The sequence below is a fragment of the Marinobacter azerbaijanicus genome, assembly GCF_030250645.1.
Classification (GTDB): Bacteria; Pseudomonadota; Gammaproteobacteria; order Pseudomonadales; family Oleiphilaceae; genus Marinobacter; species Marinobacter azerbaijanicus.
Genome location: NZ_JASSVS010000011.1, coordinates 127205 through 147570 on the forward strand (window position 1 = coordinate 127205; position 20366 = coordinate 147570).

The window sequence follows — 20366 nt, forward strand, 5'->3', positions numbered from 1 at the left end:
TGCGGCCTTCACACACCCGGATAATGAACACTCAGATGCAACCAGCTATTAAAATGGCCCTGCGCGTCGCGCGTCAGGGGTCCGACTATCTGAAAGCACACTTCGAACGCCAGGAACCCAATGGCGACAGCGAAGACCGCCGCAAGCAACTGGAGCGGGTCGAGCAGTCTGTTTACGATAATTTTTCCGAACAGCTCGAAAAGGCCTACAAGGACCATATCATCGCGCCGTTGAACGAGGCAGACGCCAACGGCAACGACAAGAGCTGGCATATATTTCCGGTGCTCGGCCGTGAGAATTTTTTACGAGGTATTCCGGACTTTGCACTGGCACTGCTGCAGAAAAAGAACAACCGTACCGAGAACCTGTTGCTGATCAACCCGGTCACTGGTGAAGAGTACTCTGCAAGCAGAGGCCACGGCGCAGCCCTTAACAGCCGGCGGGTGCGCACCAGCGAGATCAAACATGCCGACCGCGCAGCAATCGTCAGCAATCTCCTGGACCAGACCCGCACCAGTGACGACCCCTTGATGTGGGGAGAAATGGCTTCCCTTCTCGCCCGGGATAGCAGCATGTTCCGCACCGCTGGCTGCGTTGCGCTGGATATCGCCAGGGTTTCCTCAGGCCACCTGGACGCCGCGGTTATTTTCCGTCCCGAGCCTGCAGACCTTGCCATTGGCGTCACCCTGGCTCTGGAATCCGGCGCGCTCACTGGCGATTTCTCCGGCAATCCGTCAACCGAGAAAGCCAAGCAGCTTATTGTTGCCAATCCCAAGCTGTTCCGGGAAGTACTGAAAACCCTTCACCCCTTCCGGGGCCGCCTGCCACGCTGAATCGGCCAGGCACAAAAAAGCCGCAACACCTCAGGGGGTTGCGGCTTTTTTTATAGCTGACCGGATTACATCCGGTTCAGCCATTCAGGTGGCTGCTCTTCTTCCTCTTCCTGACCCGCCAACCCCTCCTTGGGCGGTATAATCAGGTCCTCGCGGGCAACACCCAGGGCAACCAGCATATTGGCGGCAACATAGATGGAGGAATAGGTACCCACCACCACACCGATAATCAATGCCAGGGCGAAATTGTTGATGGCTTCGCCGCCCAGAAAGTACAGGGCCAACAGAACCACAAGCGTGGTGCCGGAAGTGTTGATGGTCCGGCTGATCGTCTGGTGAATGGACTCGTTGATAACATGCTCGGAATCACCCTCCCGCATCTTGCGGAAGTTTTCACGGATTCGGTCCGCCACTACGATCGTGTCGTTGAGGGAATAACCGATAACCGCAAGCAAGGCCGCCAGCACGCTCAGATCGAAGGTCCACTGGAACAGCGAAAATACGCCAAGGACAACAATCACGTCATGGGCAAGAGGAACAACGGAGGCGATCCCGAACTTGAACTGGAAGCGCATGCCCACGTAGATCAATACCACCGCAAGGGCAATCAGCATTCCGAGGCCGCTGTCTTCCTTGAGCTCCTCACCAACCTGGGACCCAACGAACTCGGAACTGACCAGTGTCAGTTCATCCCCGCCTGCAGACAGGGCGTCCACTACCTCTTGTGCCAACTTGTCATTCTCGGACTCCGCCATCCGCACCAGCACGGTGGTATCCGAACCAAAGTTCTGAACCACAAACTGCTCGTATCCGGCGCCTTCCAGCGCCTGCCGGACATCGTCCAGGGCCGGGGCCTGCTGGTACTCCAGCTCAACAGACGTACCACCGGTAAAATCAAGGCCCAGGTTCAGCCCGCGGGTTGCGAGCAGAGCAACAGCAATAACAACTAGGGCGATAGATACGACGGAAGCAAACTTCCGTGCACCCATGAAATCGATTGGCTTCTTCTCAACTTCAGACATTGGCCAGCTTCCCTCCGATCGACAGCTTTTCGATCTTTCGACCGCCGTATACAAGATTTACGATGCTGCGACTGACCATCAGCCCGGAGAACATCGACGTGAGAATACCGATCGACAGCGTCACCGCGAACCCTTTCACCGGACCGGACCCCATGGCAAACAGGATCACCGCCACCAGCAGAGTGGTGATGTTGGCGTCGAAAATCGATACAAAGGCCCTGGAGTAACCCGCACTAATGGCGGACTGGGGCGGAATACCTGCCTTCAGCTCTTCCTTTATGCGTTCAAAAATAAGCACGTTGGCATCAACAGCTATACCCACCGTCAGTACAATGCCCGCGATGCCGGGTAACGTCAGTGTCGCCGACAGGATCGACATGCAGGCAATCAGCAGCATCAGGTTCAGCGTCAGGGCCACATTGGCAATCATGCCAAAGCCACGGTAATACACCACCATGTAACAGAGCACCAGGACGAAACCGAGCAATACGGACATCATGCCGGCATCAATGTTTTTCTGGCCCAGGCTTGGACCGATGGTGCGTTCCTGAACAAAGTACATCGGCGCAGCGAGAGAGCCGGCACGCAACAGCAGTGCAAGCTCCGATGCTTCCGGTATCGAATCCAGGCCGGTGATCCGGAAACTGCTCCCCAGTGCGGACTGGATAGTGGCAAGGCTGATAATGCCCTTCTCCACCACGCGGTTATCGACAGTGCGGGTTTCACCATCCACCACCACTTCTTCGGTTTCCGTGCGGTACTCAATAAACAGCACCGCCATACGACGACCGATCGCATTGCGTGTCGCCCGGTTCATAAGATCACCGCCCACGGAGTCCATGGTGATGTTGACCTGGGGCTGACCGTTCTCGTCGAACGCTTGCTGGGCATTGGACACGTTGTCACCGGTTACGATGACTTCACGCTCAAGCCGGGCCTCGCGGTTGGGATTGTCGCGGAACGGAAACGTCTCGGTTGTGGCAGCAGCCGCATCCTGCCGGGCCTCAAGGCGGAATTCCAGGTTCGCCGTGGCGCCCAGTACACGCTTGGCCGCCGCCGTATCCTGAACACCCGGCAGCTCAACGATAATCCGGTCTGTACCCTGGCGCTGCACCAGGGGTTCGGCAACACCCAGCTCATTCACCCGGTTACGGATGGTCGTCAGGTTCTGTTCCAGCGCGTAATCCTGGATGGATTTGATTTCGGCTTCCGACAGGGTAAGTTCCAGGCGAAATTCACTATCTTCACTCTGCTCGTCCAGAGTGAACTGATTGTACTGGTCGCGAATCAGACTGAACGCCTCACTGCGGGACTCTTCATCACGGAAAGTCAGAATGATCGAGTTGTCGCCTTCAAGATCGCCACCACGATAGCGTACACGTTCTTCCCGCAGCTCTCGCTTGATCTGGCTGGACATGGCTTCAAGCCGCTGCTCTACAGCAGTTTCCATATCCACCTCCAGCAGGAAGTGGACACCGCCCCGAAGGTCAAGACCCAGCTTCATGGGACCTGCACCGAGGCTTTTCAGCCATTCCGGTGTGGACGGCGCCATGTTCAGTGCCACCAGGTAGTCCCTGCCGAGCGCATCCTGAACAACCGGCCTCGCGCGCACCTGAGCCTCGGAACTGTTCACGCGGATCAGGGCATCGCGCTCCTGAAGCTCTGATTCCTTGACGGCAATGCCCTTGGCTTCGAGCGCATCAACGGCTCTGTCGAGAATCCTCTGATCAACCTCGGTGCTACTCCGCGCACCGGTGATCTGTATGGCGTAGTCATCAGGGAAGACGTTTGGCAGGGCGTAGATAAACCCGATCACCAAAGCGATCAGGATAACCAGGTTTTTCCAGAGCGGATACTTGTTCAGCATGGGGTCCCTTTAAGCCGGCCAACGGGCCGGCTGTGATGTTTCAGCTTGGCAAATTCAGACCTGAGTCGAAAACCGGTCGATCAGATGTCCTTCAGAGTTCCTTTCGGAAGTGCAGCTGCAACAGCAACTTTCTGAACCTTGACTTCAACGTTGTCGGCAATTTCCACGACGATGAAATCGTCGGTTACTTTGGTGATCTTGCCGGCCAGGCCACCGGAGGTAACGACTTCATCACCCTTGTTCAGGCCGGACATCAGTGCCTTGTGCTCTTTCGCACGCTTGGACTGGGGGCGCCAGATCAGGAAGTAGAAAATCAGGATAAAGCCGGCAAAGAAGATCACCTGCCCCATTACGCCCATACCGCCAGCACCGGGATCCTGCGCCATGGCCAGCGCCGGCATCACACCCAAAAGCGCAGCAACAAGTAACTTGATTGATTTCATTGATAATCTCCGTTTGATAAAAAGTTCAGACAGCGGTTCAGAACCGGTACACCCTGCGGTCACTGCGCCATTGCTGGCACGGTTTCCCCGCGACGGGCGTAGAAGTCGCTAATAAAGTCCGACAATGTACCTGCTTCAATTGCGCCACGCAATCCGGCCATCACGTTCTGGTAGTAACGCAGATTGTGAATGGTATTGAGTTGCGAGCCGAGCATTTCTCCACACTTATCCAGATGATGCAGGTAACTTCTCGAAAAGTTCTTGCAGGTGTAACAGTCGCACTGGTCGTCCAGCGGCGCGGTGTCGTGTCGATGCCTGGCGTTCCGGATCTTGACGATGCCGGTGGAGGTAAACAGATAGCCGTTGCGTGCGTTACGGGTGGGCATCACGCAGTCAAACATGTCCACGCCGCGACGGACCGCTTCCACAAGGTCTTCTGGCCGGCCCACGCCCATCAGATAACGGGGGCGATCTTCCGGCATCTTTGGTGGCAGATGATCCAGAATCCGGATCATGTCCTCTTTGGGTTCCCCCACCGACAGGCCACCAATGGCATAACCATCGAAACCGATCTCTGTCAGCCCCTCGAGTGAACGCTCGCGCAGGGATTCATACATGCCGCCCTGAACGATGCCGAACAGTGCGGCCGGATTACCGTCGTGAGCCTCTTTGCTTCGCCTGGCCCAGCGCAACGACAGCTCCATTGACTCACGTGCCTGCTTTTCCGTCGCCGGGTACGGCGTACACTCATCAAAAATCATCACAATGTCGGAGCCCAGGTCCCGCTGGACCTGCATGGCAATCTCCGGTGACAGTTCCACAGGGGAACCATCGATCGGCGAGCGGAAGGTTACGCCCGCCTCGGTGATCTTGCGCATCTCCCCCAGACTGAACACCTGAAAGCCCCCGGAGTCGGTCAGAATGGGGCCGTGCCACTGGGTGAAGTCGTGCAGGTCACCATGGGCCTTCACAACCTCCGTGCCGGGCCGCAGCATCAGGTGAAAGGTGTTCCCGAGGATGATTTCCGCGCCAATATCCTTGATATCCCTTGGCAGCATACCCTTGACGGTGCCGTAGGTGCCCACCGGCATGAACGCCGGCGTTTCCACGGTGCCCCGGGGGAAGGTCAGGCGCCCCCGTCGGGCGCGGCCATCCTCGCCGAGTTTTTCAAAGGACATATAACACTGGTCATTCATGATTGTTCTCCGGTTTGCACATGCCCTTCCCCGGCGCAGGAGTTCAGGGCGCCCAAGCTTGGCTCCTGACCTGTGATAAACATGGCATCACCGTAACTGAAAAAGCGGTAACGCTCAGCAACGGCTTCCCGATAGGCCGACATCACGTTCTGATAGCCTGCAAAGGCGCTGACCAGCATGATCAGTGTCGACTCCGGCAGATGGAAATTGGTTATCATGGCGTCGACCGTCTGGAAGCGATAACCGGGGTAGATAAAGATATCCGTTTCGCCTTTGAACGGTTTCAGCACCCCGCCCCTACTGGCGGACTCAAGCGATCTCACGGACGTTGTACCCACTGCGACCACCCGGCCGCCACGGGCCCTGGTTGCATTAACCGCATCCACGGTGGCCTGCGGAACATGAGCCACTTCGCTGTGCATCACGTGGTTTTCAATATTGTCGACGCGAACAGGTTGGAACGTACCGGCCCCCACGTGCAGCGTTACAAACGTGCTCTCAATGCCCCGTGAGTCGAGCTCAGAGAATATCCGGTCATCAAAATGCAACCCGGCGGTCGGTGCCGCCACTGCGCCGGCTTCCCTGGCGTAGACGGTCTGGTAACGCTCCCGGTCACTGGATTCGTCCGGGCGGTCAACATAGGGCGGCAACGGCATGTGGCCGATGCGCTCCAGGAGTTCCAGCAACGGTTCGCTGCTTTCGCACACCAGGTGAAAAAGCGCGTCCTCCCGCAGTTTCATCACCATGGGAGTACCGTCTTCGAGAATAATTCGCTGCCCCGGCCTGAGCGCCTTGGATGCCTTCACATGGGCAAGTAACTCGTGCTCTCCCAGCAGCCGCTCCACCAGCACTTCAACCTGTCCACCTGTCTCTTTTTTCGCAAACAGCCGTGCCGGTATCACCCGGGTATTATTGAATACCAGCAGGTCACCGGGATGGAGAAGATCCGGCAGATCGGCAAACTGTCGATGGGAAACGGCGCCAGAAAGGCCATCAAGGCTGAGCAGGCGTGAACCACTGCGCTCTTTGAGTGGATACCGGGCAATAAGCTCATCCGGCAGATCAAAGTGGAAATCGGAGACGTTCATTGGATGGACTGTTCAATACACCGCGTTGAGCGGTCTGTAAGTGGTAGCGGCGGGCGGACTCGAACCGCCACGGGTTTTACCCCAACGGATTTTGAATCCGTCGTGTCTACCAATTTCACCACGCCGCCATCGGAGAGTGTGGGGGATTATACTGAGGTTGATTATTAAAGCAATATAAGCGCCGCAGTTGATTCGGCGGTGCCTTTGATAATTCTACAAACGATCAAACAACGACAGCTGGGACACCTGCGCAAACGACTGCTGGGCAGCCTGCAACACGAAGCTCTGGAAGCTGAGGTTGCTGATGGCCTCGGCATAGTCCACGTCCCGTAACTCGGAACGGATCTCCTCGCTGTAAACCGAGGAGTCTTCCAGGAACGATTTTGTCGAATCCACCGCGTTCAGACGCCCGCCAAGCTCTGTCTGCTTCTGCACGATACTCTCCTGGGCGTTGTCCAGGTTCTGCAGTGAAGCGGCGATAAGGTCATCATAGGCCGCCTGGCCAGCCGGAGTGCCCTTGTCGATGGTGTCCAGTCCATCAATAAGAGTCTCTATGGTCGCAAAAACCGACTGTTTTTCCCCGGCGCGGATCGTGAACTCATCGCCATTGCCAGCATCGGTAATCGTTGCCTGCACCCCTGCGATCTCAAATGGTTCACCACTGACATAACTGACGGGCGAATCCGGCAACGGATCTCCCGTCCGGCTATTGACGGCGGTTATGGTTTCAGTGGTTGTGTCCACGGTCAGGGTGATATCGTCGGGTGATACGGTAGAAAAATCTCCGTCATCAATTACCGTAACGCCATCTATTCTGGCATCTGCCGCATTAGCAGGATCACTTTCACCAAACACCGCGGCCGGGATACTGGAGAATATTCCCTTGCCGTGATCGCTGATTGGGACTGTTACGCCGTCATCAATCTCCAGCACACGCTGGCCTTCATCCCCCTGGTAGGCCCAGCTACCGGAAGCGTCCTTTGCAAACGCAGCCGTGTTGCCCTGGAACCCACTGAAGATGTATTCACCGGACGCATCCCTTGTATTGGCAATATCCGCCAACTGCCCCAGACGCTCCTTGAGCTCAGAGGAAATGGATTTGCGATCATTCGCAGACAGTGAGCCATTGCCCGCCTGAACCGTAAGCTCGCGTACCCGCTGGACGATGTCCACCGAACTCGCCAGGGTGCTCTCTTCCTGCTGCAGTCGGTTCTCAGCGAGGCCAGCATTACGCTGGTAGGTTTCAATACGGGAAAGCTCCTGGTCCAGCTTGAGAATGCGGGCCGCAGCAACGGGGTCATCCGACGGCTTGTTCACCCGTTTACCGGTAGAGATCTGCTCCTGGGTCTGGTTCAGGTTGCTGTTCAGGTCCTGAAGCCGGCTTATCCCACCGGAGAATATCTGTTGTGATGAAATTCTGATCATGTCACATCACCTCGCACTGTTACCTGAAACTCTGTAACAGAGTATTGAACAAATCCTGGGCCACGCTCATCACCTGAGCGGAGGCATTATAGGCAGCCTGATACTGGATAAGCCGGCCGGCCTCTTCATCAAGGTTGACACCCGAGACCGACTCACGCTGGTTGCTGGACTGCTCAAGCAGGGTTTTCCCGGCGTCCTTGTCCAGCTGGCTCTGACGGGTCTTCACGCCGATATCCTCTACCAGGCCGGCATAGCCTTCGGCAAAACTCTGACTGCCGTTGTTGAGGGTATTTTTCGTTCCCAGCGCGGCCAGGAATTCGGCGTTACGGTTGTCCGACACACCGTTGGTGTTGTAGTTGATACTGAAAGAGTCGCCAGGCCGTGGGTTGCCTGATATCTCGAACTGGAAACCGAAATAGTCCGGCGACCGTGGGTCCTCGGTAAACAGTTTGTTGGAGACACCGGGCTCGTACAGATTCACAGGTGGCGTGGCGGCGGGATCAGCCGGCAGTATCGGAGCGCCGGTATCGGCATCAACGATGTCGTAGAACATCTGCCCGCCACTTTCAAAAAACTGGATATCAAGGGGCGGGTCCAACTGGCCCTCCTGCCGGAAATTCGTCAGCAGCGAGTTGGTGAACGGGTCCCGCACGTTGAGCATCCTGCCCTGATTGATGGTGGCATCGCCGGCGTTACCGGCAGCACCCTCAGCCCTTACCGGGCTGGCAAACGCAAGGTCCTCTTCGCGGTTGATTTTCAGATCAATATTGGCAGCGGCATTACGTGTGGGTTCGATCAGGAACTTGTCACCGGCGTTGAACGTACCGCCCTCCACCCGGATATTGAACCCCGGCATGGAGATTTCAGACTGAACCGGGTCAGGCAGTCGGCCCTGGTTGACAACCTTGCCAGTGGCCCGGTCGACCAGTTCAAAATTACGGCCATCACCACCGAACTGCAGTGACCAGCTACCGGCCGGCAGCGCGGCACTGTCTATAATCTCTACCGCCAGTTGCGCGTTCTGGGGGGCCGCGTTGTTAGCGTTGGCGACAACCCGGCCCCGTTGCGCGGCTTCTGAATTGATATCACTGAAGAACAATCCACCCAGATCACCCTCCAGATCCATACCGATTTCATGCTGGTGATTGATGGTGTCCGACAGCGCAATGGCTACCCTGCCAAGCTCCTGGAACGCGGGCTGCAGGCCCTCGGATTCAAACCGGCGCAATCCACCCAGCTTGCCGCCATTGATCTGGCCGTCTACGTTCAGGGTCCGTCCGCCGGAAGTCAGTGTGAATTCCAGCGAGGTAGGATCTTCAGAATCCGCACGGGTGCCCAACTGCGATGCCTGTGATCCAATCACCAGCGACTGGCCATTTCTCAGGGAAACATTGACCTGACTGCCCTCTGCCTGGGTCACGCGGATACTGACCAGTTCTGACAGCTCTCTGAGCTTCTCGTCCCGCTTGTCGAGCAATTCATTGGGTTCGCGCCCCTGGGCGAGACCCGGGGATTCCGAAATGGCCGTGTTCAGTTCGGCAATACTCTTGATCAGCGTATTGGCGTCTTTTACGCCCTGCTGCATCTGGGTCTTGACCGATTCCCGCTGTTGAATGAACTCACGGTTCAGTGCTTCAAAGCGGTTTACGATCTGCTGCGCCTCGCTCAGAACAAGCTGTCTCTGGGGAAGTGATGCAGGGTCCTCAGCCGCATTCTGCAGGCTGGCAAAGAAGTTGTTGAGGGCATTACTCAGCCCCGTGGAGTCTCCCCCCAACAGGTTATCCAGTCGGGACAGCTCAGAGTTAAGGGTTTCCTGCTCCCCGAACAGCGTGCTGTCTTCACGCACCTGCTGAGTCAGGAACTCATTCGCCAACCGGCGAATATCCGTGACGTTGACCCCGGTACCCACCGAGCCCGCGCCAGTGCGTTGAGCAGCCTGGGTTTCAAACTGCACCTCCTGGCGGCTGTAACCGGGAGTGTTGGCATTGGTGATATTGTTGCCGGTGGTGTTCAGCGCCGTCTGGTGGCCGAGGATACCGGTCAAGCCAATATTGATAAGCCCTGCCATAACCTTTACTCCTCAGCCCCGCGGGAGCCCATGGACAATGTTGTCATGGAGTCGTTATTCATGATGCGACGAATCTTGGCGCCATAGTTCGGATCGGTGGCGTAGCCGGCCTGCTGAAGCCTGTCGGCAAACTCATCCGGGTTATCCGCTGCCGCCAGAACATTCTGGTAGCGGGGATTGGACTCAAGGAAGGACACATAATCCCGGAAGCTGGACTCGTAATCCGGATAGCTCCGGAACGCCGCCCTCTCGTTCATCGGCACGCCTTCCCGGAACTCGGTGGTGGCAATATTCACGGATTCACCCTGCCAGCGAGTGTCGGCCTTGATACCGAACAGGTTGAAGCTCGGGGAACCACCCTCGCCTTCTATCATGTGCCTGCCCCAGCCAGTTTCCAGCGCCGCCTGGGCGATCATGAGGCGCGGATTGATACCGCTCTGCTGCGCCACTCTCTCGGCTACGGGCAGAAGTTCGCGGACAAACTGCTCGGGAGAATCGAACCTGTCCGGCGGCGCTGCGCCTGCCTCTTGTGCAGGCATGGGAGCGGCATCGGCAACCTGATTCACTCTGTTTACCTGCTCCGGCAGACGGGGAGACAGCACCGGCAGACTGCGGTCGTATTCCGCCAGCGTCTTCTTATGGGCGGCCATGGGCTCGCCTTTGTCGTCCATGCCCGGAATCTGGCGGCTTAACTGCCGCACCAGAGCTTCTGAAAGCCCTGTACCCTGCTTCTGCGACAGCGTCAGACTGAGCTGGCTGTCGAACATCTCACGGTAGAACTCCGATTGCTGGCTGTTGAGGTAGTTACCCTCTGCAAACACGTCTCCGGCCTTGCGCATGGACTTGACCATTTCCGACAGGAACAGGCCCTCGAACTGCTTTGCCACTTCCAGCAGTGCGGCGTCCTTGTCGGTCCTGGCCTGAGTCTTCAGGTCGTTGAGACCACCGAAATCGGTATAGACCTGAGCTTTCTGGAGACTGAAATCCTGCATCACGCCACCTATATCACGATCAGCTCGGCCCGCAACGCGCCGGCCTGTTTAAGCGCTTCCAACACCGCCATGACATCACCCGGGGCTGCGCCCACCTGATTCACCGCCTGAACAATTTCGTTCAGGGTAACGGCGGGACCGAACTGGAACATTCTTGCCGGTTCTTCGGTAATCGCAATCTGGGTATTGGGTTCAACAACCGTTTCACCCTCGGTGAAGGGGTTGGGCTGATTTGCCTCCGGATTCTCTTCGATGGTCACGGTCAGGTTGCCATGGGTTACCGCGGCCGGGCTTACCTTCACGTTCTGCCCCACTACGATGGTGCCGGTGCGGCTGTTGATGACCACCTTGGCCGCCTCCTGGGCCGGGTCGACTTCAATGTTCTCAAGGATGGACAGGAAGCTGACTCTCTGGGACGGGTCCCGGGGCGCCTTCACGGATACCGCCGTGGCATCGTGGGCGTAGGCCATGTCCGGCCCCAGCATGTCATTGATGGCTTCGACCACCCGACGGGCTGTTGTGAAATCAGCGCGCATCAGGTTAAAGGTGATGGTATCGCCCCTGGTAAACGGTGAGGTCACTTCCCGCTCGATCGTGGCGCCATTGGGGATACGGCCAACGCTGGGCACATTCACCGTGATACGCGAACCGTCAGCGCCCTGGGCGCCAAATCCACCCACCACCAGACTGCCCTGAGCCATGGCGTAAACCTGGTCATCGGCGCCCTTCAGGGGTGCCATCAACAGAGTGCCACCCCTGAGACTGTCCGCATTACCGATTGACGATACGGTGATATCAAGCTGCTGCCCCTGCTTCGCAAAGGGAGGCAGTGTGGCGGTAACAGTAACGGCGGCTACGTTGGCAAGGTTGGGGTTTACACCCTGAGGCAGTGTGATCCCGAACTGGTTCATCATGTTGCGGAAGGTCTGGTTGGTAAACGGCGCCTTATCGCCCGTGCCGTCCAGCCCCACCACCAGGCCATAGCCCACCAGCTGGTTGTCACGTACACCCTTGACCCGCGCCAGGTCCTTCAACCGGTCCGCCAGCACGGGTGCTGCAATGACCGACAGCGCAATCACCATTATTCCGAACCGCAGCATTTTCATAGCGGGAACCACTCACTGTTAAAGAATCGTGCCAGCCAGCCCATTTGGTTGGCCTGGTCAAAGTCACCGGTACCGCCATAAGCAATACGGGCATCTGCGATGCGATTGGAAGCCACTGTATTGTCCGGGGAAATATCCTGGGGGCGAACCAGGCCGGTCAGGCGGATGTACTCATCGCCATTGGTCAGCGACAACCATTTCTCGCCCCGGATATGCAAAACGCCGTTCGGCAACACCTCCGTCACTGTGACGGTAATATTGCCATCCAGGCTGTTGCTCTGATCCGCTTCCGCCTGCCCCTGAAAATCCCGTTCTGTGTTGATGTCTGTTCCCAGACCAATGTTGCCCTTGCCCAGAATTCGCGGGTCCAGCATGGAAATCTCATTGTCCTTGGTAATACTGCTTTCAGCGTTCTTGCTGGCGCGAGTGGACTCCTCCAGGGTCACCGTAAGAATGTCGCCCACGTTCAGCGCAACGGTGTCTCCGTAAAGGCTGTAATTCCGGGATGTCTGATAAATGGCACCGGATTCCGGGTCTCTCTGCATCATCGCTTCGGCCCGCACCGGCGAATAGGCTGGATCATCCGGCATTGCCCGCGGGCGGCTCATGGCGGTACAGCCCTGGAGGACAATCAGCGTCATAACGACGGCCAGGGTTCCCACGCCGCGCCTGTTTGAGGTTCTAGTGATTACGAATGTCATGATTACCCCTCCTGACCGCTGCTACCGGTTAGCCGATATTATTCGTGATGAACTGCAGCATCTGGTCCGTTGCGGAAACCACCTTTGAATTCATTTCATAGGCGCGCTGGGTGGTGATCATGTTGACCAGCTCCTCCACCACTTCCACGTTGGAAGCTTCTACCATGCCCTGCTCAAGGGTTCCCAGGCCACCGATACCAGGCTCGCCCTCGGCGGGATCACCGCTGGCATTGGTCGCCTTGTAGAGGTTGTTTCCGATCGCCTGCAAACCCTGGGGATTGATGAAGTCCACCAGTGTAATCTCACCCAGATTGACCGGCGCCGCCTGATCGTCGGTTACCGCAGAGACCGTTCCGTCCTTGCCGATCGTGATGTTGGTGGCGTTCTCGGGCACATTGATGTTGGGCTCCAGGGTGTAGCCATCCGGGTTGACGATGTCGCCATCGGAGTTCAACTGGAACTGACCGTCACGGGTGTAGGCAATCTGGCCGTCCGGAAGCAGGATCTGCATGAAACCACGGCCGTTCACCGCCATATCCAGCGGCTGCTCGGTGACTTCCAGATTGCCCTGTGAGAACTGCTTGGTGGTGCCTACTATGCGCACACCAGTACCCAGTTGAAGGCCGGATGGCAGCTCCGAGTTCTGGGTATTCAGACCACCGGGCTGCCGGTCGATCTGGTACAGCAGGTCCTGGAATACCGCCCGGTCCCGTTTGAAACCGGTGGTGTTCACGTTGGCCAGGTTGTTGGAGATCGTGGACATATTGGTGTCCTGTGCGCTCAACCCGGTTTTGCTGACCCAAAGTGCTGGATGCATGTCATCTACTCCTTGCCGGGGGCCATATCAATGCGGCCGATTTTTGCCGCTTTCGTGCCCGCCCGAACGATGTTCAATAGGTTTATCAGAGATTCTGCAACAGTCGTGCCGAAGCCTCGGAATTCTCATTGGCAGTGGTCATTATCTTCACCTGCATTTCGTACTGCCGGGACAGCTGAAGATTGGAAATCATTTCTTCCACCGCGTTCACGTTGGAGCTCTCCAGAAACCCGGAGGCCACGCGCATATTGGCATCGGGGGGTTCCGGGCCATCGAGCGCCTGGTCGGGCTTGCGACGAATAAAACCGTCTTCACCCTTTTCCAGGGCACCGGGAGGCGGGTTCACGAGCTTCAGGCGGTCAACTTCAACAAGCTGATCGGGCGGGCCACCAACCGGCACAATTGAGACGGTTCCGTCAGAACCAATCTGCACATTGTCGAAAGGAGGCAATGCCACCGGGCCACCATTGCCCATCACCATCTCTCCGCTTGAGAGACGCATCAGGCCGTTCACATCAATCTGCATGCTGCCGGAACGGGTGAACACTTCTTCGCCCTGCTGATTCTGTACGGCCAGCCAGCCATCCCCTTCAACGGCAACGTCCAGTTTGCGGCCGGTATCCATCAATGCGCCTGCTGAAAGATCCGTACCCGGCCTTTCAGCCATGGCATAAGCCCGTGTGGGATGGTGTTCACCGAAAACCGGCATGCTGCGGGCCTGGGCAAAATCCCGCTTGAAACCGGTGGTACTGACGTTCGCCAGGTTGTTGGCGTGGGCGCGCTGGGAAAGCATGTTCTGCTTGGCGCCGGACATTCCAATATAAAGGGCTTTGTCCATGGGAAAACTCCTGCCGGAATTTTGACTGTTACCAGTCTTCCTGCAGGAGTTGTGCCATGTTCAGCTTTCAGGGTTAGCGGAGGTTGATGATCGTCTGGGTGACGGCATCGGAGGTTTCAATGGTCTTGGCATTGGCCTGATAGTTACGCTGGGCAATGATCAGGTTGACCAGTTCAGCCGAGAGGTCCACGTTGGATTCCTCGATGGAGCTGGCCTTGATGGAGCCCAGGGTTCCGGTATCCGGCGCGCCAATGATGGGCTGCCCGGACTCGAAGGTCTCCACCCAGGTGGTCTCCCCCACCGGCGAAAGCCCATTGGTGTTATTGAAGGAGGCCAGGGCCACCTGCCCGAGGGACTGCGACTGCCCGTTGGTATAGCGGGCAAACAGTACGCCCTGGTCAGAGACATCCAGGCCCGACAGACGGCCGGTAGCAAAACCGTTCTGGCGTTGATCGTTAACACCAAAATCGCTGCCAAACTGCGTGGTATTGCCAAGGTCCAGCACAAAGGCAGATGTGGTCGGCGGCTCCGGAATGGGCGTCGTTACCGTCTCTCCCGGCGCAGGTGGACCATCAGCGCCATTGGGGGTGCCGTCGGCATTCTTGGGTATCCAGTCATCCACCAGGATCTCGCCATTGGGATCACCGTTCACTGACTGCAACTCTCCATCCTGGTCAAACCGGGCCTGGAACGGGTTGCTGTCGGTGCCGGCCACGAACTCACCATCAATCTGCAGGTAGACCGACCATTCGCTGACGCCCACGCCGTCGCCCGGTGAAGGCTGCTTGACATAGAACTGGGTTATTTCATGGGAGTTGCCCAGGCTGTCATAAATGGTCGTGGAGGTTGCATGGTTATAGGTGCGCTGATCCAGCGGATTGAACTGGTTGGTGATTTCAATGGTGCGCGTATCCCACGAATCGGTCAGATTGGTGGTGCCACTGGTTGAGGCAATGTCCGTAATTTCTCGGTCTGCCTGTGGCCTGACTGTTCCCACCGTAGTTTCCGGAGCCCGGTCCGGGCCGTCACTGGTGTAACCGGCGGTAAGATTGTTACCGCGATTGTCAATCAGACGCAGGTTGCCACCAGTAAGCGACGCCGAGATGGTGGGGGCCTGGGCATCATTAATCGCATTGGCCAGGGAAGCTGCGTCGGTCACTCCGGTGGTATCAACAGGCACCGTGACTCCGCCCACTGCCAGGTCGAAGTTGAAGTTGCCAGCGGCAATGGCCGTGTTCAACTCGCCTTCGGTCATACCTTCGTATGATGTGGTGGCAGAGGCCGACAACCCGTCCTGACTATTCAGCACATCCACCACATCCGCCGCAGAGGAATCTGCACTGATGGATGCACTGACGACTGAACCGTCCTCGTAGGTGATCTCAAATGTTTCAGCAGGAAACCCGGGGTCTGTGGCCGTAAAGTCACCCATATCCGCCACACGGCGTTCCAGAACCGTTTCCCTGGAATCCAGGTTGAGGTCCGATTGCAGATTGGTGGTACGACGGGGAGCCAGGTTGTCGGTTTCTACCTGCAGGTCGTCACGAATACCGGAGAGGTTGCCGTCATCGTCGGCCACGAAGCCCTGAACCCGCATATTCTGGTTGTTGGTCACGTAGCCGTCTTTGTCGATACCGAACTGACCCGCACGGGAATACCGCACTTCGCCGCCGTTATTCAGTACAAAAAAGCCATCCCCGTTGATGGCCAGGTCCAGCCCATTGTCGGTGAAGCTGATGTTGCCCTGGCTGAACGACTGCTTGACGTCCTGCACCCGCACACCATCGCCAATGGGGTTGGTGCCGGCGCTCAGGAAACCGCTGGCATACAAGTCACCAAACTGGGCCTTGCTGCCCTTGAAACCTACGGTACTGGCGTTGGCAATGTTGTTACCGGTGACATCAAGGTCAACCGATGATGCCCTTAAGCCGCTAAGACCTGTATTGAAAGCCATACTTCACCTCGTGCTGTTTCACCGGTATCAATTAATCTGCTCAACGTCCGACAGGGCGATTGACCCCATGCCGGCCAGATTCAGCGTAATGTTGCCGCCCTTGCCAAGCGAGACACTGTCAACGTTGGCGCTCATCATGGTGCCGAGCTGCTCAGGGCCTTCCGGGTAGGACGCTTCGGCCACTACTTTATAGGGTCCGGGAGGCAAACTGTTGCCGTTACCATCCTTGCCATCCCAGCTGAACGCCGTCACGCCAGCCTGCTGGGTGCCCATGTCAATCTGTCGTACCCGTTCGCCGGCCTGGTTCTCAATGGAGATTCTCAGGCCAGAGGTGCTTGCCGGCACTTCCACATTGCCGGATATCTCTCCCTCAGCACCCAGAATGCCAATGGATGACGGCGCCAGAACGGTACGACCCACCATCGCAGAAGCCTGCAGCGCCTGGGTGGAGCGGAACTGGTTTGCCACATCATCCACACTGCCGGAAAGGCCCTGCATCTCCTCCAGAGAGCTGAACTGCGCCAGCTGGGAGATGAACTCACCATTGTCCTGGGGTTCAAGCGGGTTCTGGTTCTTCAACTGGGCAATCATCAGCTCCATGAACTCGTTCTTGCCAAGCTCATTCCCGCTTTTTGTCTTTTCCTGATCAAGCTTGTACTTGCTCAGCACATCCGAGGCGTCTGCCGGGTTAATTGCACTCATGATTCAATCCTCGCTCGGTTACTGCTGACCCAGGGTCAGGATGCGCTGCATCATGGATTTGGCGCTGTTCATGATATCCACATTCATCTGAAAGCTGCGGGAAGAAGACATCATGTCTGCCATCTCCTCAACCACATTCACGTTCGGGTAGAACACATACCCTTCTTCGTTGGCTGCAGGATGATCCGGTTCGTAACGCATCTGCAGCTCGGCATCACTTTCAACAATACCTTCAACCCGCACACCGGCCCCGGGACCCGCTTCGCTGCCAAAGGGCTGCCCCTGCTGTGACGGATTCAGCATGCTCTGCTGGATCGCCGCAAACACCGGCTTGCGGGCGCGATAGGTCTGTTCGGTACTGGAGCTGGCTGTCTCGGCATTGGCGATGTTGGACGCAGTGGTATTCAGCCGCAGTGACTGGGCTGTCATGCCTGACCCGGCGATATCGAAAATGCTACCCAGTGACATGGTCTTACTCCTCAGTTAGATTGCTGCGCCCGGATCACTGACCCGAGAGTGCCTTTTTGATACCGGAAATTTTTCCATCCAGGAACTGGAAACTGGCCTGGTAATCCATCGCATTGCGCATGAAACGGGTCTGCTCCTGCTGGGCATCCACGGTGTTGCCATCCACAGAAGGCTGATGCGGAATCCGATACAGCAGTTCGCTGTCCTGGCCCATGCCTGATGTATCCATATGGGACTCGTGAGTGCGGTTCATGCCAAAGCCACTCATGCCTTCCTGCGCTTTCTGCATCATCGCCTGAAAGTCGATATCCCGCGCCTTGTAGCCGGGGGTATCCGCGTTGGCAAGATTGTTTGCCAGCACTTCAGCGCGCTTGATCCGCCCTTCCAGGGCGTGCTGGTGAATGCCTAATGCTTTGTCCAGGGAAATAGCCATAATGCCTCCGATTCCTGCACCCGGCCGTGTTCGTATTGCCGTTTGTGCTTTATGCAGGAGTAAAAGCAATGACAATGCCAGTTTTCAGAAGTCGTTGCGGGACGGGGGCTGGAACGAAAGCGGGGCAATTCAGGAGGGAAGCGGAAACGCGGAAAGCGGCAAGGGATTTCCCCCCACCGCCGCGGGCGGGGGTAGCCACCGGCGACTACTGCGGCCAGCGGCTCACAAATTCACTCGGCTGGGGCCTTGGCACCGGAGGTTTGTTTGAGCTGACGCTGCCGGCATAAAGGAACCCGGTGATAATCTCCTCGTCGCTCAACCCCAAGCCTCTGGCAACATCCGGGTGGTAGGCCAGGCTACCGGTGCGCCACATACCTCCAAAGCCGGCATCTTCCAGAGCCAGCAGCAGATAACCCATACCAACAGCGGCCGACATCGTCTGCTCGATTTCCGGCACTTTGGGATGATTATGGTGAGAGGCAATACCGACAATCACCATCGGGGCCCGCTGTGCCTTTTTGCGGAGCTTTTCCCGCGCCTTGTCCGGAGCATCACTTTCACAGGTTGAAGCAAACAGGTCTCCCAGTGCCGAAAGTGCGTCATCGCCCTCGATCACCAGGTAACGCCAGGGCCTGAGCAGGGCATGGTCTGGCGCCCTGGCGGCACAGGCAAAGGCCTTTTCGAGGGTGTCCGCATCTGGTGCAGGAGTTTCCAGGCGCGGCTCGGAACTACGGTTCAGCATTGCATCGATTACTGCAGTCATATCATCTCGCCGTGATTGGTGTCTGGCCCGCAGATCAGGCCTGAATATGTCGCATGAATTGTGGCACAAGTGTATTACTGTTAGTCTTTAGTCTAAGTATTTTCCACGATACGCGAGTACCATCTACCCTAAAAATGATAAATGAGCCGGTAGACGATTTATGAGCCAACAGCAAAGCTTACGCAACGTTCGGACTTGCCTCTGACATGATGAGCGCACCGATTGACCTGCGCAATGCCAGTTCCAGCGCCAGCAAGTCCGCTGTGCTGGATTCGCAGAACAACCCGATAGCCATTCCTCCCATGCCGGACTACAGCGGCAGGATTCTGGCTTACACGGCAACGGCCGGCATTATCATTTCGGGCGTGTTGCAGGGCGTGTTTGGCCAGTGGATGTTATGGTTGCTCATCGGCGCCCTCACCTGGCCCCACATTGCCCATCAGCTCACCCGCAGAACCTTTCTCCGTCATTCACCACGCATTCGCCAGAAAATGCTGCTTGGAGATTGCGCCATTGGAGGTGGATTTGTCGGTTGCATCGGCCTGATTGCAATCCCGTCCGTGGCCGTGGTGCTGATGCTGATGTTCAGTTGCCTGATTGTTGGCGGCATACGCCAGTGGTTAATCGGAACCGTTATCATGGCTGTAAGCGGAGCCATCGCCGTTGCCGTTGTGGGGCCTGCAGAGTCCTTTCAGTCCCCGATGATCACCAGCATTATCGCCATACTGGCCACCGGGCTCTACATTTGCGTGACTGCCTTCTACTCTCATCAGCAGGCACGTGCCCTGATGACAGCAAAGACCCAGATCCAGAACCAGCGGGAACAATCCATTGCGCTGTCCCACAAGCTGTCCAAATACCTGTCGCCCCAGGTATGGCAGTCCATCTTTACCGGCGAACGGGACGTGCGGCTGGAAACCCAGCGCAAGAAGCTCGCGGTATTTTTCTCGGACATCAAGGGCTTCACGGAACTTTCCGAAGAGATGGAACCGGAAGCGCTGACCGAACTGCTGAATCACTACTTCAACGAGATGTCGGAAGTGGCTCTCAAGTATGGAGGCACCATCGACAAGTTCGTCGGCGACTCCATCATGATCTTTTTTGGTGACCCAACCAGCCGCGGCCAGAGGGAAGACGCCTTTGCCTGCGTGTCCATGGCCATCGAAATGCGCAAGCACATGAAAATCATGCGCCAGAAATGGCGAAGCCAGGGTATCAAGACACCACTGGAAATCCGCATGGGCATCAGTACCGGCTACACCACTGTGGGCAACTTTGGCGCCGAGAACCGCATGGACTACACCATCATCGGCAAGGAAGTGAACCTGGCCAGCCGCCTGGAATCCCTGGCGGAGCCTGGCGAGATCCTGATTTCCTACGAGACCTTCTCGCTGATCAAGGACCGCATCATGTGCCGGGACAAGGGCGAGATAACCGTCAAAGGTTTTGGCCGCCCCGTGTCCATCTACGAGGTTGTGGACTTCCGCCGCGACATGGGTCCCAACCGCAGCTTCCTGGAACATGAGCACAGCGGGTTCGCCATGTACCTGGATTCAGAAAAGATTACAGAGCGAGAACGCGAGTCCATTCTTTCCGCCCTGGAGGATGCCGCCGAACGGTTACGCCAGGAAGAAGACGCCTGACCGACAC

General features: G+C 57.2%; 19 protein-coding genes and 1 tRNA gene. 2 read left to right on the plus strand and 18 right to left on the minus strand.

The genetic code is table 11. From position 1 onward, the window contains the following. The first annotated feature begins 35 nt into the window (after positions 1–35). Entirely contained in the window at positions 36–833 is a 798-nt protein-coding gene (locus QPM17_RS18380) for an inositol monophosphatase family protein (protein ID WP_285392617.1), read from the plus strand. Between the two features lie 65 nt (positions 834–898). Here QPM17_RS18380 and secF read toward each other — a convergent pair whose 3' ends face one another. The 18 genes from secF to QPM17_RS18470 all read right to left on the minus strand — a co-directional run bounded on the left by secF (position 899) and on the right by QPM17_RS18470 (position 18716). Beyond that, a complete protein-coding gene (secF, locus tag QPM17_RS18385; RefSeq protein ID WP_285392619.1) occupies positions 899–1855 on the minus strand; it encodes a protein translocase subunit SecF in 957 nt (318 codons plus the stop codon). Further along, positions 1848–3722 carry a protein translocase subunit SecD gene (gene secD, locus QPM17_RS18390; protein WP_285392621.1) on the minus strand — a complete coding sequence of 625 codons (1875 nt, stop codon included), beginning with the start codon at positions 3720–3722 and terminating at the stop codon, positions 1848–1850. The genes secF and secD overlap by 8 nt, the downstream gene beginning before the upstream one ends. An 80-nt stretch (positions 3723–3802) precedes the next feature. Continuing rightward, positions 3803–4165 carry a preprotein translocase subunit YajC gene (yajC, locus tag QPM17_RS18395; protein WP_285392622.1) on the minus strand — a complete coding sequence of 121 codons (363 nt, stop codon included), beginning with the start codon at positions 4163–4165 and terminating at the stop codon, positions 3803–3805. A 59-nt stretch (positions 4166–4224) separates the two neighbouring features. Next, positions 4225–5343: a tRNA guanosine(34) transglycosylase Tgt gene (gene tgt, locus QPM17_RS18400; RefSeq protein WP_285392697.1), complete on the minus strand. Its 1119-nt coding sequence runs from the start codon at positions 5341–5343 to the stop codon at positions 4225–4227. A 14-nt stretch (positions 5344–5357) separates the two neighbouring features. Then, entirely contained in the window at positions 5358–6449 is a 1092-nt protein-coding gene (gene queA, locus QPM17_RS18405) for a tRNA preQ1(34) S-adenosylmethionine ribosyltransferase-isomerase QueA (RefSeq protein ID WP_285392624.1), read from the minus strand. 41 nt (positions 6450–6490) lie between these two features. Further along, a tRNA-Leu gene (locus tag QPM17_RS18410) sits at positions 6491–6577 on the minus strand. 85 nt (positions 6578–6662) lie between these two features. Beyond that, positions 6663–7874 (minus strand): flagellar hook-associated protein FlgL, encoded by a 1212-nt coding sequence (flgL, locus tag QPM17_RS18415; protein WP_285392626.1) that lies wholly within the window; start codon positions 7872–7874, stop codon positions 6663–6665. A gap of 19 nt (positions 7875–7893) precedes the next feature. Further along, complete coding sequence (gene flgK, locus QPM17_RS18420; protein ID WP_285392627.1) at positions 7894–9942, minus strand: flagellar hook-associated protein FlgK; 2049 nt, start codon at positions 9940–9942, stop codon at positions 7894–7896. Between the two features lie 5 nt (positions 9943–9947). Beyond that, positions 9948–10934, minus strand: a complete 987-nt coding sequence (flgJ, locus tag QPM17_RS18425) for a flagellar assembly peptidoglycan hydrolase FlgJ (protein ID WP_285392629.1) — start codon at positions 10932–10934, stop codon at positions 9948–9950. 8 nt (positions 10935–10942) lie between these two features. Next, positions 10943–12040: a flagellar basal body P-ring protein FlgI gene (locus QPM17_RS18430; protein ID WP_285392632.1), complete on the minus strand. Its 1098-nt coding sequence runs from the start codon at positions 12038–12040 to the stop codon at positions 10943–10945. Continuing rightward, the gene (gene flgH / locus QPM17_RS18435) at positions 12037–12741 is read right to left on the minus strand and encodes a flagellar basal body L-ring protein FlgH (protein ID WP_285392634.1); all 705 of its coding nucleotides are present in this window, start codon (positions 12739–12741) and stop codon (positions 12037–12039) included. The genes QPM17_RS18430 and flgH overlap by 4 nt, the downstream gene beginning before the upstream one ends. A 28-nt stretch (positions 12742–12769) precedes the next feature. Further along, the gene (flgG, locus tag QPM17_RS18440; RefSeq protein WP_285392636.1) at positions 12770–13558 is read right to left on the minus strand and encodes a flagellar basal-body rod protein FlgG; all 789 of its coding nucleotides are present in this window, start codon (positions 13556–13558) and stop codon (positions 12770–12772) included. Between the two features lie 85 nt (positions 13559–13643). Beyond that, positions 13644–14396 (minus strand): flagellar basal body rod protein FlgF, encoded by a 753-nt coding sequence (locus QPM17_RS18445; RefSeq protein ID WP_285392638.1) that lies wholly within the window; start codon positions 14394–14396, stop codon positions 13644–13646. Positions 14397–14469: 73 nt separating this feature from the next. Then, positions 14470–16350, minus strand: a complete 1881-nt coding sequence (locus QPM17_RS18450; protein ID WP_285392640.1) for a flagellar hook protein FlgE — start codon at positions 16348–16350, stop codon at positions 14470–14472. A 27-nt stretch (positions 16351–16377) separates the two neighbouring features. After that, entirely contained in the window at positions 16378–17052 is a 675-nt protein-coding gene (locus tag QPM17_RS18455; RefSeq protein WP_285392641.1) for a flagellar hook assembly protein FlgD, read from the minus strand. 18 nt (positions 17053–17070) lie between these two features. Beyond that, positions 17071–17520: a flagellar basal body rod protein FlgC gene (gene flgC, locus QPM17_RS18460; protein ID WP_285392643.1), complete on the minus strand. Its 450-nt coding sequence runs from the start codon at positions 17518–17520 to the stop codon at positions 17071–17073. Between the two features lie 34 nt (positions 17521–17554). Then, positions 17555–17953 carry a flagellar basal body rod protein FlgB gene (gene flgB, locus QPM17_RS18465; protein ID WP_285392645.1) on the minus strand — a complete coding sequence of 133 codons (399 nt, stop codon included), beginning with the start codon at positions 17951–17953 and terminating at the stop codon, positions 17555–17557. Between the two features lie 205 nt (positions 17954–18158). Further along, positions 18159–18716, minus strand: coding sequence for a nitroreductase family protein (locus tag QPM17_RS18470; protein ID WP_285392646.1), 558 nt, complete (start codon positions 18714–18716; stop codon positions 18159–18161). Positions 18717–18922: 206 nt separating this feature from the next. Between QPM17_RS18470 and QPM17_RS18475 the strand changes: the two genes are divergently transcribed. After that, complete coding sequence (locus QPM17_RS18475; protein ID WP_285392648.1) at positions 18923–20359, plus strand: adenylate/guanylate cyclase domain-containing protein; 1437 nt, start codon at positions 18923–18925, stop codon at positions 20357–20359. Positions 20360–20366 lie beyond the last annotated feature (7 nt).